The following is a 15,047-nucleotide window of genomic DNA, read 5'->3' as shown; positions in this document are numbered from 1 at the left end:
TCCGTCGGTTCGGCCACTGACGGCAACTGGGCAAAACGGATCGATCCGGCTGGCTGGGGAGTACGCTGAGCGGGCCGAAGAATTTACCTCAGTACGTCGATATCCGGCCAAGTCGATCGCCCCGTCGGCGGCGCCGCGCGCCGACCGCGCGGGCCCGGCCGGTGACCGACATCCAGCGCCCGCATCGGGTGGTAGCGTTACCGCGCTCGCGGGTCCACCGGTACGGGCGCACGTCTGTAGCTCCTGCGTTTCTGGAGGCCGGCATGGGGTCGAGCGACGCCGACCAGGGCTGCCCGGTCGTGCCCACGGCGCGGCCGGCCGCCGACGGCGACCCGGTCTCGGACCTGGTCGACATCACCCGCGTGAGCCTCGCCGACCTGCGCGGTCTGCCCGACACGGCGATCAACCGCAGCCTCCGTCGCATCCTGGCCGAGATCGACCGCCCCCAGGACGCGGTCGCCGGCTTCCAGTCGGCCATCTGAGCGCCCGCCATGGCGGCCGCCGAGGTCCGTCCGGACATCGCGGGGCGGGCCACCGGCCGCCCGGTACCGTTCTCCGAGTTCGTCCTCAAAATGGCCAGCCGATGCAACCTGGCCTGTGACTACTGCTATCTGTACGAGTCCGTCGACCCGTGGTGGGCCGCCAACACCACCATGCCGGACCCGGTGGTCGAGCAGGCGTGCCACCGGATCGCCGAGCACGTCGCCCGTCACCGGCTGAGCCGGATCCGCGTTGTTTTCCACGGGGGCGAGCCGCTGCTGTCCGGAGTGGATCCGCTGATCCGGGCCGCCGCCCGGCTGCGCGCCCGGCTCGGTCCGGGCCCGGCGGTCGACTTCACCGTCCAGACGAACGGCCTGCTGCTGACCGAACGGCGGGTCACGGCGCTGTGGGAGGCGGGCATCCGGATCGGGATCAGCCTCGACGGCGGGCAGGCCGCCACCGACCGGCACCGGCGGCACGCCGACGGCCGGTCCAGCCATCCCGCCGTGCTGCGCGGCCTCGCCGCGCTCCGCCGGCACCCGGGGGCGTTCGCCGGCCTGCTCTGCGTGATAGACCTGGACAATCCGCCGGTCGAGACGTACGAGTCGCTGCTGGCCCACTCGCCACCGGCGGTGGATTTCCTGCTGCCGCACGGGAACTGGAGCGTTCCACCGCCACGCCGCCCGGCGGACTCCACCGCGCCGTACGGGCAGTGGCTGATCGAGGTGTTCGACCGCTGGTACGACGCCCCGCACCAGGAGGTCGGGATCCGGCTGTTCCAGGAGATCATCACGGGGCTGCTCGGTGGCGCGAGCCGGTCCGAGTCGGTGGGACTCAGCCCGGTCGGGGTGATCGTGGTGGACACCGACGGCGGCCTCGAACAGGTGGACACGCTGCGGACCACCTACCCGGGTGCGACGGCGACCACCCTGAACGTCTTCGACCACCCGCTCGACGCGGCGCTCACCCACCAGGCGGTGCGGGACCGGCAACTCGGGGTCGACGCCCTGGCCGAGGACTGCCGGAACTGCCCGCTGCACCGGGTCTGCGGCGGGGGCTACTACCCGCACCGCTACCGGGCGGACAACGGATTCCGCAACCCGTCGGTCTACTGCCCCGACCTGTATCGGCTGATCGCGTACATCGGGAGCCGGCTCAGCGCCGACGTGGCCCGGCTGACCGGACCCGCGCCGGCCCCCGGGATCCCACCGGTCGACACCGGGAGGTCGTGATGCGTACCCATGCCCTGACGGCCGCGCAGTTCGCCGGGCTGGCCGCCGGTCACGGCGACGCCGCCACCATCGCGGCGCTCCGGTCGGCGCAGGTCAGCCGGCGGCTGTTGCTGCTGCGTGGAATCCTCGACGCGGCGCCCGACCGGCTCGACGCGGCGTACCGGCTGCTGGTGGCCGCCCAGACCGCGGACCCCGGCGTGCTGGTCGACGCGGTGGCCGCGCCGCACTTCGGCACCTGGGCGGTGGCCGCGTCGCGGGTGGCCCGCGCCGCACCGGGGATCGCGGTGGCGCCCGCCGGGTCGGTGGCCGCCGCCGACCCGCTCGACCAGCTGCCGGCGATCGCGGCGGCGGCGGCGATCCGGGCCGGACTCGACATCGACCTTGAGGTGCCGGCCGTGGACGGCGCGGTGTACCTGCCGGGGCTCGGCCGGGCCGACACCGGACCGGGTACGCACCGGGTGACCGCCCGGTCCGGCCGGGTCCGGGTGGGTGCGGTGCCGGTGCCGGCCGAGCCGGGTGCCGACGCGCCGGGCTGGTCGGGGCTGCGCCGGCTGCGGTCGACCTGCGACGGTCTCGCCGTCGAGGTCCGGCTGGATGACCTGGACCCGTACCGGGACGCCCACCGGCTGGACGCGCGGGACCGGCTCACCCCGGCCGAGAGCGAGCGCTGGCAGGAACTGCTCGACGAGGCGTGGCGGGTGCTGGTCCGGCACCACCGCCGGTACGCCGTGCCGATCGCCGCCGGGCTGGTGAGCATCGTGCCGTTGACCCCACCGACCTCCGGAAACGGCATCAACGGCACCTCGATGCACGCCTTCGGTTCGATCTCGCTCACCATGCCCCGGGACGCGCTCGGCTTCGCCGCGTCCCTGTTGCACGAATTCCAGCACGCCAAGCTGGGCGCGCTGCTCGACCTGTATCCGATGTACGCCGACGACGGCGTCCGGCGGTACTACGCCCCCTGGCGGGACGACCCCCGGCCGCTCGGCGGGCTGTTCCAGGGGGTGTACGCCTTCCTCGGCGTCACCGACTTCTGGCGGGTGCAGCGGACCGTGCTGACCGGGTCCCGGGCCCGGTTCGCGCACTTCGAGTTCACCAGGTGGCGGGAACGGGTCTGGCGAACCTTCCTGGAACTCGACCGGTCCGGCCGGTTCGACGCCGACGGCCAGCGGTTCCTCGCCGGGATGCGCGCCGTCCAGCAGCCCTGGCTGGCCGAGCCGGTGCCGGCGGAACTCGCCCGGCTCGCCGCCGAGGCCGCCGAGGACCACCGGACCGGCTGGCGGCTGCGCAACCTGCGCCCGGACCCCGACCGGCTCGACCGGCTCGCCGCCGCCTGGCTCGCCGGCCGACCGCTGGGCCCGGATCCGCTGGCCGGGCTGACCACCCGGGTGGTGCCGGACGACGTCCGGGCGCTGGCCCGCAACGCCCGGCTCGACCTGGCACTGGACCGGCTGGCCGGGCCGGACGGCGCAGCGGGTGCCGGTGACCGGCCTGCGAACGCCGGGGACGGAGCAGCGGGCGCCGGGGACGGGCCGGCGGGTACCTGCGCCCAGCCCGGTGAGCTGGACCGGTCGGGCCCGGCCGCCAGCGCCGGTGACCACGCCTACGCGCGGGGGGACTTCGGCGCGGCCGTCGAGGCGTACCGGGGGCAGATCGATGTTGAGCCCGACGAGCGTGGCCACTGGCTCGGGCTCGCCCTGGCCGGCAGCCGGCTCGGCGGCCCCGCCGGCGGGCTGTGGCGCGATCACCCCGAGGTGGTGTTCGGGCTGCACCGGGCCGTCCGGGCGACCGGCGGACCGGCTCCGGACCCGGTCGACCTCGGCCACTGGCTGGCCGGCCCGGCAGCGGATCCGGTCGGTGCCGCCGGGGTCCGGCGGCGCACCGGTCAGGTTGGCGGCGGGTCGACCACGCAGTAGAGCCGGCGGCCGTGCAGCAGGTCGTCGATGTCCGGATGGTCCGCGTGCAGGCTGCGCCGCAGTCCGCGCAGGGTCTCCTCGCGCAGGTCCCGGGCGGCGTCCAGCTCGCCGATGGCCTGCAGGTCCAGCACCAGGTTCGCGGCGGCGGCCAGCCCCTCCGGGTGTTCCGGGCCGAGCACCCGGCGGGCCCGTTCCCACAGCTCGCTGAGCAGCGCGACGGACGCCTCGTGCTCGCGGGCCAACGCCAGGTTGTTCGACATGTTCACCGTCGCGCAGATGGTGTACGGATGGTCCGGGCCGAGGGCGGGCGCGGTGGACAACCCGTGCAACGCCGCCTCGTCCAACTCCCGGGCCCGCTGGTAGTCGCCGGCCATCCGCAGCACGATCGCCAGGTCGGTCATCGCCACGTAGGTGAAGGTGTGACGTTCTCCGATCACCCGGCGATAGCCGGCCACGGTCTCCTCGCCCAGCACCTTCGCCTCGGCCAGCCGGTCCGTCTGGGCGAGCACGGTGAACAGGGTGAGCATCGCACTCATCGTCTCGGTGTGGTCCGAGCCGTACCGGTCCCGTCGCCGCTCCACCACCGCCCGGGACAGCTCCAGCGCCTCGTGCGCCCGTCCGGCCTTGCGCAGCGAGGCGGCGTGGATCCGGGACGCGAGCAGCACGTTGGAGTGGTTGGGGCCGAGCCGTTCCTCCAGCACCGGCAGCCACCGCTGTTGCAGGTCGATCGCCTCGTAGTAGCGGGCCAGCCCGTACAGGTCCCGGGACACCCCGCCGAGCACCCCGAACACGTTGTCCGGATGGTCCTCCCCGAGCACCCGGCGACGCCGGTTCCAGGTCTCCAGGTCCAGCTGGTACGCGGCCCGGAAGTCGCCGAGCAACCGCAGGTCGACGGCGAGGTTGTTGGCCACCCGCAGGGTGTTCGGGTCCTCCTCGCCGAACACCCGTCGGTGCCGGACCAGCAGGTCCTCGTCCAGCGCCCGGGACCGGTGCCAGTCACCGGACAGCCGCAGGTCGGCGCCGACGCTGTTGGCGAGCGCCAGCGTGTGCTCGTGGTCCTCCCCGAGCGAGCGCCGGGCGATCTCCAGGGTCCGCTCGTTCAGGTCCCGGGTGGCGGCGAAGTCACCTGTGGAGCGCATCGCGTTGGCCAGGTACCGGGCCGTCACGATGGTCAGCCGGTGGTCGATGCCGAGCTTGCGGCTCCACACCTCGTACGCGGTCTGGCCCAGCTCCCTGCTGCTGACGTAGTCGCCGGTCACGTACAGGAAGCGAACCTGGTCGAGCACCACGTCCCGGATCTCCGGCGAGTCGCTCTGCACCGCCTCGGTGGCGGCGACGTGCGGGCCGAGTTCGGCGTGCCGGTCCCAGGTCTTCGGGTCGTCGGTCGGGTCACCCGGGTTGTACGCGGCCAGGATCTCCTGGACGCTGCGGCGGTACAGCACCCGCTGCGCCGGGTCGAGCCGGTCCCGCAGCACGGCCTGGACCAGCCGGTGCACCTGGACGCTGTTGCGGGTCGGGTTCACCCGGGCCAATCCGAGCCGCCCGATGTCCCGGACCGCCCGGCGCAGCGCGATGTCGTCCCGGACCGTGCTGTCGAGGACGCCCGGCAGGTTGCTGGCGTACCGGCCCATCGGCAGCAGTCGGATCGAGATCGGTTCGGCGCCGAAGAACGCGCACAGTTCCAGCAGTTGCAGCGCCGGTTCGTTCTGCTGGGCGAGCTGGTCCAGCGCCAGGCCGAAGACCGCCGACACTGGCGCGCCGTACGTGCCGGCCGTGCCCTCCCGCAGCGCGTCGACGGTGCGCTTCTCCAGCAGTTCGGTGTACTCGCCCACCGGTGTCGCGGTGCCGTTGATCCAGCTCACCGCCTGTTCGAGCGCCAGCGGCAGGTCGCCGAGCAGCTGCGCCAGCCGGTCGGCCTCCGGCTCGTCGAGCCCGGCCAGCCGGGCGGTGAGCAGCTCCATGCTCTCCTCCCGGGTGAACACGTCGACCTCAAGGGTCTGGGCGATGCCCGCCCAGCTGTAGTTGCGGGACGTGATCAGCAGGTGTCCGCCCGGGATGGACAGGAACGGCGACAGGTCCTCGGGCCGGTTGGCGTTATCGAAGATCAACAGCCAGCGCCGGTGCGGCCGGCCGGTGCGCAGCGCGTCGTACACCCGGTTGAGCGCCCGGCCGACATCGGCGTCGTCGGGCGCCACCAGCTCCAGCCGGACCGCGAGCGCGTTGAGGGACTGCCGGATCAGCGCCGGCTGGTCGGCCGGCACCCACCAGATCAGGTCGTACGCGTGGTCGTAGCGGTAGGCGTACTCGACGGCGAGCTGGGTCTTGCCCACCCCGCCGAGCCCGTGCAGCGCGTGCGGCAGCAACGCCGTGCGTACCCGCCCGGTCAGCTGCCGGCGCAGCGCCTTCAGCAGCTCCTCGCGGCCGGTGAAGTCCGGGTTGCGGGGCGGGATGTCGCCGCCCCAGACGGCCGGCCGGTGGGTGGCGCCGCCGGGGACGGTGGCACCGGGGTCGTCGGTGGGGGTCATCTGCTCTCCCTTCCGGTCCCGGATGGGCGGGCCGGATCGTGGGTCGTCGGTCCGGTGCCCGGCCGCGTCGGCGCCGGCGAGCAGCGGAGCGGTCGCCGGCAGCAGGTGGTCGGCCAGGGCGGCGTACCGGCCGCCGAGCGCCGTCAACACCTCCCGGGCCACCTCGGCGAAGGGCTGGCCGAGCCCGCTCACCGGTACGCCGTGCCGCTGCCCGGCCAGCAGCGCGGGAAAGTCGAACGAGGTGCCCATCCGCTGGTTGACGAAGTGCGAGACCTCGTCCAGGACGGTCAGCGCCTCGCCGGCCCGCAGCCCGGTGAGCAGCACCTGCCGCACGTCCGGGCGGAAGTCGTAGAGGACCCGGTCGGCGGGGATCGGCGGGTATGGCGGGGTCCTGCGGTACAGCAGCTCGCTGAGGAAGACCTCGGCCAGGTCCCGGGGCAGTGAGTCGGGCAGCATCAGCCGCTGCACCAGCCGCATCACCGGCAACGTCAGCGGCGCGGCGGCGAGGAACTCGGCGAGGTGCCGGGCGTTGGCCGAGGCGCCGGCCTGGAAGGCGCGGACCAGCTCGGTGGCCGGCAGGGTGGCCGGGTCCGGTGGTGGTGCCTCCTCGGCGGTGAGCCCGATGCCGCCGAGCGGGTCGGGCGGTTGCCGGGTCAGCAGGGCCACCGCGTTGACCCGGGCCGCGCGGCCGGTGATCAGCGCGGCGCCGGTCTCCAACCAGGGCGCCGTCAGTTCCAGCACCGGGATCGCCACCGCGTTGCGCGGCACCGGCGTGCCGTCCTCGCGGAACTCGGGCCGCATCCGGGCCATCGGCGCCCCCGGGCCGGGCGGATGCAGCGTGATGTGGTGCAGCGGCGGCCGGCAGCGGTGCCACAGCCGCTGCGGCAACGGCTGGACGATGGCCACCGGCCCGGCCCGGCCCCACCGGTCCAACCAGCGCCGCAGGTCGGGGCCGGCCCACATCGGCGCGATGCAGTCGCTGAACACCAGCACCAGCCGCCGGCCAGCCGGATCGACCAGCTCGCCCGGGTCGCGCGGGGTGTCGGTGGCCCCGGTGCCGAGCAGGGGCGCCGAGCCCGCGGCGTCCGCGCCCAGCCGCCAGACCCGGACCCCGCCGAAGGCGTTCAGCCGGCGGGCCAACGCCACCATCTCGCGGATCGTGGACTCCCAGACCACCATCGACGGGCTGGTGTCCACCACGAGGTCCAGGTCGAGCCAGTGGTCCCGGCCGGGCCGGTACGCGACCCGCAGGGTCCTGGTCTCGGCCACCAGCTCGGCGGTGCGATCCTCGTCGAACTCCAGCTCGCGCGGCGTCTCCACGGCCCGCCGCAGTCCGCTCAGCGCCCGGCCGAGGGCGAGCGCGTGGGGCAGCGCGGGGACGGCGGGACTGCCCGCGCGCAGCGCCCCGCGCGGATCGTCACCGGCCAGGTAGAGCTGGGCACCCCCACCCGCTCGCTCGGTACGGGTGGTGCCACCGCCGGTCGTCGTGTCCCCGTTCGGCCGGCCCGACCCGCGGGACGGTTCCGGCGGTGGTTCCCCACCCTCCGGCGGGACCGCCGGCGGTGCCGGGTCCGCACCGGCCGGGACGGTCTGTCCGGGCAGGTAGCGGGCCAGCCACAGGGCCTCGGCCAGCTCCTCGGCGGTGAGCGCCGAGGCCGCCTCACCCAGCTCCGAGATGAACCGGTCGAGCGTCGGAACCTCGTCGACCTGTCCGCGCGGCCCGTCGTCCCGGTGGGTCGACGACGGCGTCCGGGCACCTCGCGGGTCAGGTCGCGAAGGGTTCATTGCAGGCCGGTCGCGCTGAGGTCGCGGATGAGGTTGGCCCGCAGCCGGGCCCGGGTCGACTCCGGCGGCCGGATGCCGGAGGTGACCAGGTAGATGGCGTTGAGCAGCTGGTCGGTGGTCACCGCCTCCCCGCGGTCACGCTGGTCGAGGAACTGGCTGATCAGGTCGCCGCTGCGCTCGACGGCCTCCGGGCCGAGCAGCGACTCGACGATCCGGGCGAGGGTCCGCTCGTCGGGCGGCCGGATGTCCAGGCGCAGGCACCGGCGCAGGAACGCCTGCGGGAACTCCCGCTCGGCGTTGCTGGTGATGACCACGACGGGAAAGGCGTGGCAGGACACGATCCCGTCCCGCACCGGCACCCGCCCGGTGCCGTCGGCCGTCATCACCTCGACCAGCCGCTGGTCGGCCGGCAACCGGACCAGCTCGGGGATCTCGAACCGGCCCTCCTCGAAGACGTTGAGCAGGTCGTTCGGCAGATCGATGTCGCTCTTGTCCAGCTCGTCGATCAGCAGCACCCGGGGCCGGGCCTGCGGCAGCAGCGCCGTACCCAGCGGCCCGAGCGTGACGTACCGGCCGACGTCGGGGACGTCCCGCCCGTCCTCGCCGGTCTGGGGGGTTCCGGCGACCTGGACCAGGTTGCTCTCCTGGAGCCGGCCGATGGCGTCGTACCGGTAGAGGCCGTCGTCCAGCCGGGACCGGCTGGTGATCGGCCAGTGCAGCACCGGACCCAGCATCAGCTCCGCCGCGATGCTGTACGCCAGGGTGGACTTGCCGGTGCCCGGCTTCCCGGTGACCAGCAGCGGGCGCCGCAGATACAGCGCCGCGTTGACCATCTCGATGGCGTCGTCGGTGATCTGGTAGCCCTCGGCCCGGCGGACCCCCGGGTCGTCGGCCGGAAGTCGCGGTTCGATCAGCTCGCCGCCCCGGAAGCGCCGCCACCGGGGCGGGGGCGGCAGCCGGTCGATGTCGTCGTGCCGCTGCCCGCCACCTCGGTAGATCCGCCAGTCCAGGTCGGCACCGGTGGTCTCCGGGGCCGGTGGGCTCGTGTCGATGCTCACCGCTGTCCGCCTTCCTCTGCGGCTAGATCCGTTGGGCCGGGTGGTTGAGCCGGGTCCGCTCGTCCGGCGGGAGCCGGTCCCGTACGTCCCAGAGCAGGGCGATGTGCGTCCCCACATGTCCCGTCGAGGGGTCCGTCCCACCGGCGTCCTGCCGGAGCCGCCACACCGCGCCCGGCAGTGCCCGGATGCCGCCGCTGACCAGCACCGTGGGGATGTACGCCTCGAACCGGGTGGCGTGCTCGTCCGACCGGCACCAGGCGATCACCGGCAGCCCGGCGGTGAGCCACGCGCTGATGTTGCCCAGCACGTGCCGCTTGGCCGGGCCGAGCACGATGAGGCAGACCGGCCGCTCCGAATTCCGCATCAGCTCGGCGAACCGGACCGGATCGTCGGGATGCTCGAACCGGACGGCGCCGGCCACGGTGCCACCGCCGGTCGAGCGGTCGCCCTGGCGCAACGACTCGCAGCGGACCTGCCAGTTGTGCTGGTTGATCCGGTTCCGCATCCGGGCCAGGTCGCGGACCACCACCGGGTAGTGGACGCCGATCGGGCTCGAGTAGCCGGGCGCGGTCACCATCCACTGGTCGACGTCGTGGCCCAGCAGCGACCGGGGCAGGATGAACTCGACGGCCAGCGCGCCCACGTCGACCCGGTCGTCGCGGGCCAGCCGGCCGAGCTGCTCGTCCAGCAGGTCGCGGATCTCGGGCAGCAGGTGCGGGGTGTCCGAGGTGTAGCGCAGGTCCCAGGTGCCGTCCTCGCCGACCAGCCAGATGTGCAGCAGGTACCGGGAGTTCGTCCGCCCGTCCTCGGCCAGCCGCAGCACGAAGTGGTGCTGACCCGGTGGTCGGACCGGTGGCGGGTCCGGCACCGGCTCGGCCGGCACACCGGTGCGGTCCCCGACGCTGCTGACCAGCTCCGCGAAGTCCTCCCGGGCCGGCGCGGCGACCAGGCCGGCCAGGCGGCTGAGGAAGACGTACAGCGGATGCGCCCGGTCGGCCCCGGCGATCGAATCCTCCAGCAGCCGGACCACCGTGCCCGGATCGGTGGCCTCGGCGCGCAGTCGCGGCCCCCACCGGGTCAGCAGGTCGCGGAGCAGGTCGAGGACGACCGCCGGGTCCAGCTCGGACAGCAGCGCCTCCACCCGGGCCCGCTCGTCCGGTTCGAGCACCTCGGCGGGCCGACGGATGGACTCCAGCGCGCGGAGCCGGTCCAACTGCTCGGAGGGGCCTTCGATCAGGGCGATCGCCTCGACCAGCCGGGCCAGCCCGGACGGCTGCCCGGCGCACCAGGCGACCATGGCGGCGACGTCCTCCTCGGCCGGCTCGGACCGGGCGAACTCGGGCGGTGCGTCGAGCAGCAGGGACAGGGCGCTGACGTACCGGTCGCGGGTTTCCCGGTGCCGGCTGCCGGGGATCCGGAGCACGGCCGCCACGAATCGCTCGTGGTAGGCGGAGTTCGACGCCACTACCACCTCCGGCCGCAGCGATGGCGCCGCCGGCGCCCGGTCTCGATCACTGGCACAGGTCCACTCCTCGTACGAACACGACCGGGCGGGGTCGGCAAGGTCCGGATACCGGTGGCGTCGGCGGCCCGGGATCCGTTTCGGCTGCGGCACCTGGAAGTGACGTGCGTCTCTTCATGGTAGGGGCCGGACCGGGCTCGTCAGCCCCATCACCGGGCTGCTGTCCAAAGGTCGACAGCGGATTTTTTTTCACCGAGCGAATCGGGGCGGTATACCCAACGCGGTGACCGGGCTCGGCGCGTCGGTTCGGCGCAGCGCCTCGACGGCGGCCAGCTCCACCGCCCGTACGGTCTGGACCAGCGCCATGGCCCGGACGTCATAGGCGTGCGCGACCAGCTCACTGGCCAGCGCCGGCAGTCGCCCGAGCCGGTCGGTCAGCGCCGCCCGCTCCGTCGCCAGCGCGCGATGGCGGGTGTCGAGCCGATCCCGCACCGAACCGGTGTACGGCGCCGGCCCGGGGTCCCGGCCCGGTCCGAGGTCCCGATCCAGCCCGGCGATCCCGTTCCGGGCCTGGATGACGAGGTCCAGCCGCCGTTCGAGTTCGGCCACCGCGTCCCGCAGCGGCCGGTCGACGTCCAGTCCGACGACCGCGAAGTCGTCCGCCACCCGAGGGTCGAGCCGCAGGGCGAGGCTGAGCGCGGCCGGCTCCGAGCGGCGGCGGCCCCGGTAGGCGAGCAGTTGGGGACAGAACGGCGTCCGGCCGAGCCCGGCGTCGAGCACGTCGTCCGCCCGCGGACTGCCGGCGGCCGTGAAGGTGACCGCGCCCAGCAGGGCGGCCGCCGCGCACAGGCCCGCCGACTCCGGCGTCGCCGGGTCACCGTCGTACCCACCGAAGGGGTCGGCGCCGCTCGGGGCGGTGGCCGGGACCGCGCCGAGCAGGCCGCCGGTGTCCCACAGCAGCTCCGCGGCCAACCGGTCGGCGGCCCGCTCGAAGGCGGCGCCGGCCGCGTCCCACCGTTCCTCGGCGGCGTGGCAGATCGCCCGTCCCCACCACGCCGAGCCGGCATCGGTCGGGTCGGCCGCCTTCTCGAAGTAGCTCGCGGCGGTGGCCAGCTCCCCGTTGCGCAGGGCACCCCACCCGTACCGCTCGGCCGAGGTCCGCGCCCGGACGCTGACCAGCCGGTCCACCGCCAGGGTCACGGCGAAACTCCAGTCCAGCCGGGGTGCGTCCCAGGGCGTCCCGGTCTGGTCGGCCGGGCCGTCGCCGACCGTCGCCGGGCCCGCCGAAGGCCGGGTCGTCGGACCGTCCGCTGCCACGCCCCGGGCTGTCAGGTCCGGCGCCGCCGGGTCCGCCGACGTCGCCGCCCGTTCCGCGCGGTGCGCCACCACGAGGCTGCCACGGATCCAGTTCCACCGGCCCGGTGTCTGCGGTACGCCGGCCGCCCCCATCCGGCGGTACACGTACCCGTAGAGATCGTCGAACGTGATCCGGCCGTCCCGGTCGAGATCGGCGTCACCGGTGCGCAGGCCCTCGATCAACGCCTCCGCGAAGACCGAGTGGGACACCTCCGACTGGAGCGCGACCGGGTCGGCCGAGACGTCCAGGGCGTACTCCTCGGCCTGGCTGGCGGTGATGATGCCCAGGCCCTCGCCGTGGTCGTCGAAGAACCCGCCGACCGGCACCGTGGTGTCGTCGTCGCCACGGTGGGTCATCCCCCGGGAGATGGCGCCGCTGAAGCAGCAGTCCAGGACCAGCACGATCCGTCGGGACGGCGAGCGACTGATCAGGCGACTGAGCAGCTCGGCCGGGAGCGCGGTCGCCATCAGGTCGTCCAGTTCGGTGTCCGGCGCCGCCAGGTGCAGTTGGCCGCGGTCGTCCTTGTAGCCGTGACAGGCGAAGTGCAGCAGCAACGTGTCGGAGCGGTTGGCCGTACGCAGGAACCGGGACACCGCCCGCCGGATCTCCGCCTCGGGCCGGTTGACCAGCCGGTCGACCTCGAACCCACCGATGCCCGGGTCGCCCAGCACCGCCGCCAGGCCGTCCACGTCGTGGACCGGAGAGCGCAGCCGCCGGAATCGGCCGTCGGCGTACTCGGACGACGCGACCAGCAGGGCCCGGCGGGTGGTCACGGCGCCGGGCGGCGGTCGATCCAGTCCTCGACCAGCGCGTGCAGGTCCCGTTCGGACAGCCCGGTGAGTTCGATGCTCGATCCGTCGGGCCGGACCGCCCGGACGGTCCGGCCCGGCCGGCGTTCCGCGAAGCTCAGCAGCGCCCGCAGCGCCGCCAGCAGGTCCGGCACGGCCGGCAGCACGGCGACACAGACCGCGCCGATCGCCCCGATGTCCACCCCCCGGGTGTCGCCCGGGGCCGGCACCGGGGGCGCCGGCCGTACCGTTCCCACGCTCCACAACCGTTCGTTGAGCGAGGCCAGTTCCCAGTCGAGGTCGGCCGGTCGCTCGTCCGGTCCGCCGCCCAGGACGGCGGTCACCACCACCTCGTCCTCCACCACATCGCCTCCCACCGAGCCGCCCGATCAATCCCCGACCGGCCTCCCAGCATGACGCGCCGGGTCAACGACGTGAGCGGGCGTCACAGTTCCTCGGGCGCCGCGATGCCCAGCAGCTCCAGCCCGGTCCGCAGCACGTCGCCGGTGAGCGCGCTGAGCACCAGCCGGTTGCCGCGCACCTGTGCGGGCGCGGTCAGCACGGGACACCGTTCGTACAGATCGGTGTACGCCTGGGCCAGGCCGTACAGCCAGCCGCAGAGCCGGTGCGGCTCGCCGGTCGCGGCCACCTCGGTCAGGACGTCGGCGAAGCCGTCCAGCCACAGCACCAGGCGCCGCTCCGGGTCGGTCAGCGGCACCGTCGGCACCACCGATTCGGCCGAGACGTCCACCCCGGCCGTCGCGGCCGCGCGGCGCAGCAGGGACCGGATCCGGGCGTGCGCGTACTGCAGGTAGACGCCGGTGTTGCCGGTCAGCGCCAGCATCCGGTCCAGGTCGAAAATGTAGTCCCGGGTGCGGCTGGTGGACAGGTCGGCGTACTTGACCGCGCCGATGCCCACCTGCCGGGCCCGTTCGGTGAGCAGGTCGGGCGGCAGGTCCGGGTTCTTCGTCGCCACCACCGCGCGGGCCCGGTCGAGTGCCGCGTCGAGCAGGTCGGCGAGCCGGACGGTGTCACCGGCCCGGGTCTTCAACGGCCGGGCGTCGGCGCCGAGCACCGAGCCGAAGGCCAGGTGCTCGGCCGACACGTTCACCGGCAACCAGCCGGCCCGCCGGGCGGTGGCGAAGACCATCCGGAAGTGCAGCGCCTGCCGGGCGTCGGTCAGATACAGGATCCGGTCGGCGCCCAGCGTCGTCACCCGGTGCCGCAGCGCCGCCAGGTCGGTGGCGGCATACCCGAAGCCGCCGTCCCGCTTGCGCACGATCAGCGGTACGGGCATCCCGTCCGCGCCCCGCGCGTCGTCGAAGAAGACGCACAGCGCGCCGTCGCTGACCCGCGCCACGCCCGCGCGTTCGAGTTCGGCGGCGATCCAGGGCAGTTCGTTGTTGTAGGCGCTCTCACCCCGCAGGTCGGCGTCGGTGAGCAGCACGCCGAGCAGGTCGTACAACTCGGTGAAGTACCGGGTGGACTCGACCACCATGGTCCGCCAGGCGGCGACACTGTCCGGGTCACCGGCCTGCAACGCCACCACCCGCAGCCGGGCCCGCTCGGCGAACGCCGGGTCCTCGTCGAACCGGAGCCGGGCGTCCCGGTACAGCCGGGTGAGCCGGCGTACGGCGACCGCCCCGGCCTCCGCCGCCGCCTCGTCCTGCGCCGCCTCGTCCTGCGCCGGCTCGTCCTGCGCCGCCGGTCCGATCTCCGGCTCCTCCAACCGGTGCTGGATCAGCATGCCGAACTGCGTGCCCCAGTCGCCGATGTGGTTCTGCCGCACCACCGTGCCGCCGACGAAGTCGAGGATCCGGGCCAGCGCGTCCCCGATGATCGTCGACCGCAGGTGCCCGACGTGCATCTCCTTGGCCACTCCCGGCGAGGAGTAGTCGATGACGGTCCGTACGCCGTGTTCCGGCGTCCCGACCCCGAGCCGGAGGTCGGCCCGCTGCCGCTGGACCCGCCGCCACAGCGCGGCGTCGTCGAGCGTGACGTTGAGGAATCCGGGACCGGCCGCGACGCAGGAGGCGACCAGCCCGTCCGGCTCGATCCGGGCGGCGACCGCCGCGGCGAGTTCGCGGGGCGGCCGGCCGTACGTCCTGGCCACCCCGAGCAGGCCGTTGGCCTGTAGATCGGCGTGCTCGGAGCGGCGTACCTGCGGGTCGATCTCCTTGGCGTCGGGCAGCACCAGGGCGGTGGCGGTGGCGATCCGGTCGGCGACGAGTTCGGGGAGGCTGGGCATCTGTCGTCCTTCGTGGACAGTCGGAGAACGGATTCTCGCCGGTGGGCGTCCGGCTCGGCTGGGGTCGCGTCGACGTACGGCGGGAAACGACCGACGACGTACGGCCGCAAACATCGGTACGGACGTCCGGTGGACGGCGTCGCCGGCCTGGTCCGGGCGGGGACCGGCCAGCGTCGACACGCGGCGTCACCCGGTC

9 protein-coding genes are annotated in these 15,047 nt (G+C 74.2%); 3 read left to right on the top strand and 6 right to left on the bottom strand.

Annotated elements, in window-relative coordinates; all coding sequences use genetic code 11:
* The first annotated feature begins 263 nt into the window (after positions 1-263).
* Genes fxsA through ACXN5W_RS12475 form a run of 3 tightly spaced genes read left to right on the top strand, consistent with a single transcriptional unit; the run spans position 264 to position 3,628 of the window.
* Positions 264-482 carry an FxSxx-COOH cyclophane-containing RiPP peptide gene (fxsA, locus tag ACXN5W_RS12485; protein WP_473158388.1) on the top strand — a complete coding sequence of 73 codons (219 nt, stop codon included), beginning with the start codon at positions 264-266 and terminating at the stop codon, positions 480-482.
* Positions 483-491: 9 nt separating this feature from the next.
* Positions 492-1,712, top strand: coding sequence for an FxsB family cyclophane-forming radical SAM/SPASM peptide maturase (locus ACXN5W_RS12480; RefSeq protein WP_473158387.1), 1,221 nt, complete (start codon positions 492-494; stop codon positions 1,710-1,712).
* Positions 1,712-3,628, top strand: a complete 1,917-nt coding sequence (locus tag ACXN5W_RS12475) for an HEXXH motif domain-containing protein (protein WP_473158386.1) — start codon at positions 1,712-1,714, stop codon at positions 3,626-3,628. The genes ACXN5W_RS12480 and ACXN5W_RS12475 overlap by 1 nt, the downstream gene beginning before the upstream one ends.
* Here ACXN5W_RS12475 and fxsT read toward each other — a convergent pair.
* The 6 genes from fxsT to argS all read right to left on the bottom strand — a co-directional run bounded on the left by fxsT (position 3,598) and on the right by argS (position 14,851).
* Positions 3,598-7,938 carry an FxSxx-COOH system tetratricopeptide repeat protein gene (gene fxsT, locus ACXN5W_RS12470; protein WP_473158385.1) on the bottom strand — a complete coding sequence of 1,447 codons (4,341 nt, stop codon included), beginning with the start codon at positions 7,936-7,938 and terminating at the stop codon, positions 3,598-3,600. The two genes, ACXN5W_RS12475 and fxsT, sit on opposite strands and share 31 nt — an antisense overlap.
* A complete protein-coding gene (locus ACXN5W_RS12465) occupies positions 7,935-8,996 on the bottom strand; it encodes an AAA family ATPase (protein WP_473158384.1) in 1,062 nt (353 codons plus the stop codon). The genes fxsT and ACXN5W_RS12465 overlap by 4 nt, the downstream gene beginning before the upstream one ends.
* Positions 8,997-9,018: 22 nt before the next feature.
* Entirely contained in the window at positions 9,019-10,461 is a 1,443-nt protein-coding gene (locus ACXN5W_RS12460; RefSeq protein ID WP_473158383.1) for a VMAP-C domain-containing protein, read from the bottom strand.
* A 246-nt stretch (positions 10,462-10,707) separates the two neighbouring features.
* The gene (locus ACXN5W_RS12455; RefSeq protein WP_473158382.1) at positions 10,708-12,588 is read right to left on the bottom strand and encodes a caspase, EACC1-associated type; all 1,881 of its coding nucleotides are present in this window, start codon (positions 12,586-12,588) and stop codon (positions 10,708-10,710) included.
* On the bottom strand, positions 12,585-12,968 hold the full coding sequence (locus ACXN5W_RS12450) for a hypothetical protein (RefSeq protein ID WP_473158381.1): 384 nt from the start codon (positions 12,966-12,968) through the stop codon (positions 12,585-12,587). Before ACXN5W_RS12450 ends, ACXN5W_RS12455 begins: the two co-directional genes overlap by 4 nt.
* 80 nt (positions 12,969-13,048) lie before the next feature.
* Entirely contained in the window at positions 13,049-14,851 is a 1,803-nt protein-coding gene (gene argS, locus ACXN5W_RS12445) for an arginine--tRNA ligase (RefSeq protein ID WP_473158380.1), read from the bottom strand.
* Positions 14,852-15,047 lie beyond the last annotated feature (196 nt).

The organism is Plantactinospora sp. A48 (assembly GCF_055793945.1).
Note: the sequence above shows the minus strand (reverse complement) of the source record. Positions and strands in the feature narration are given on the sequence as shown.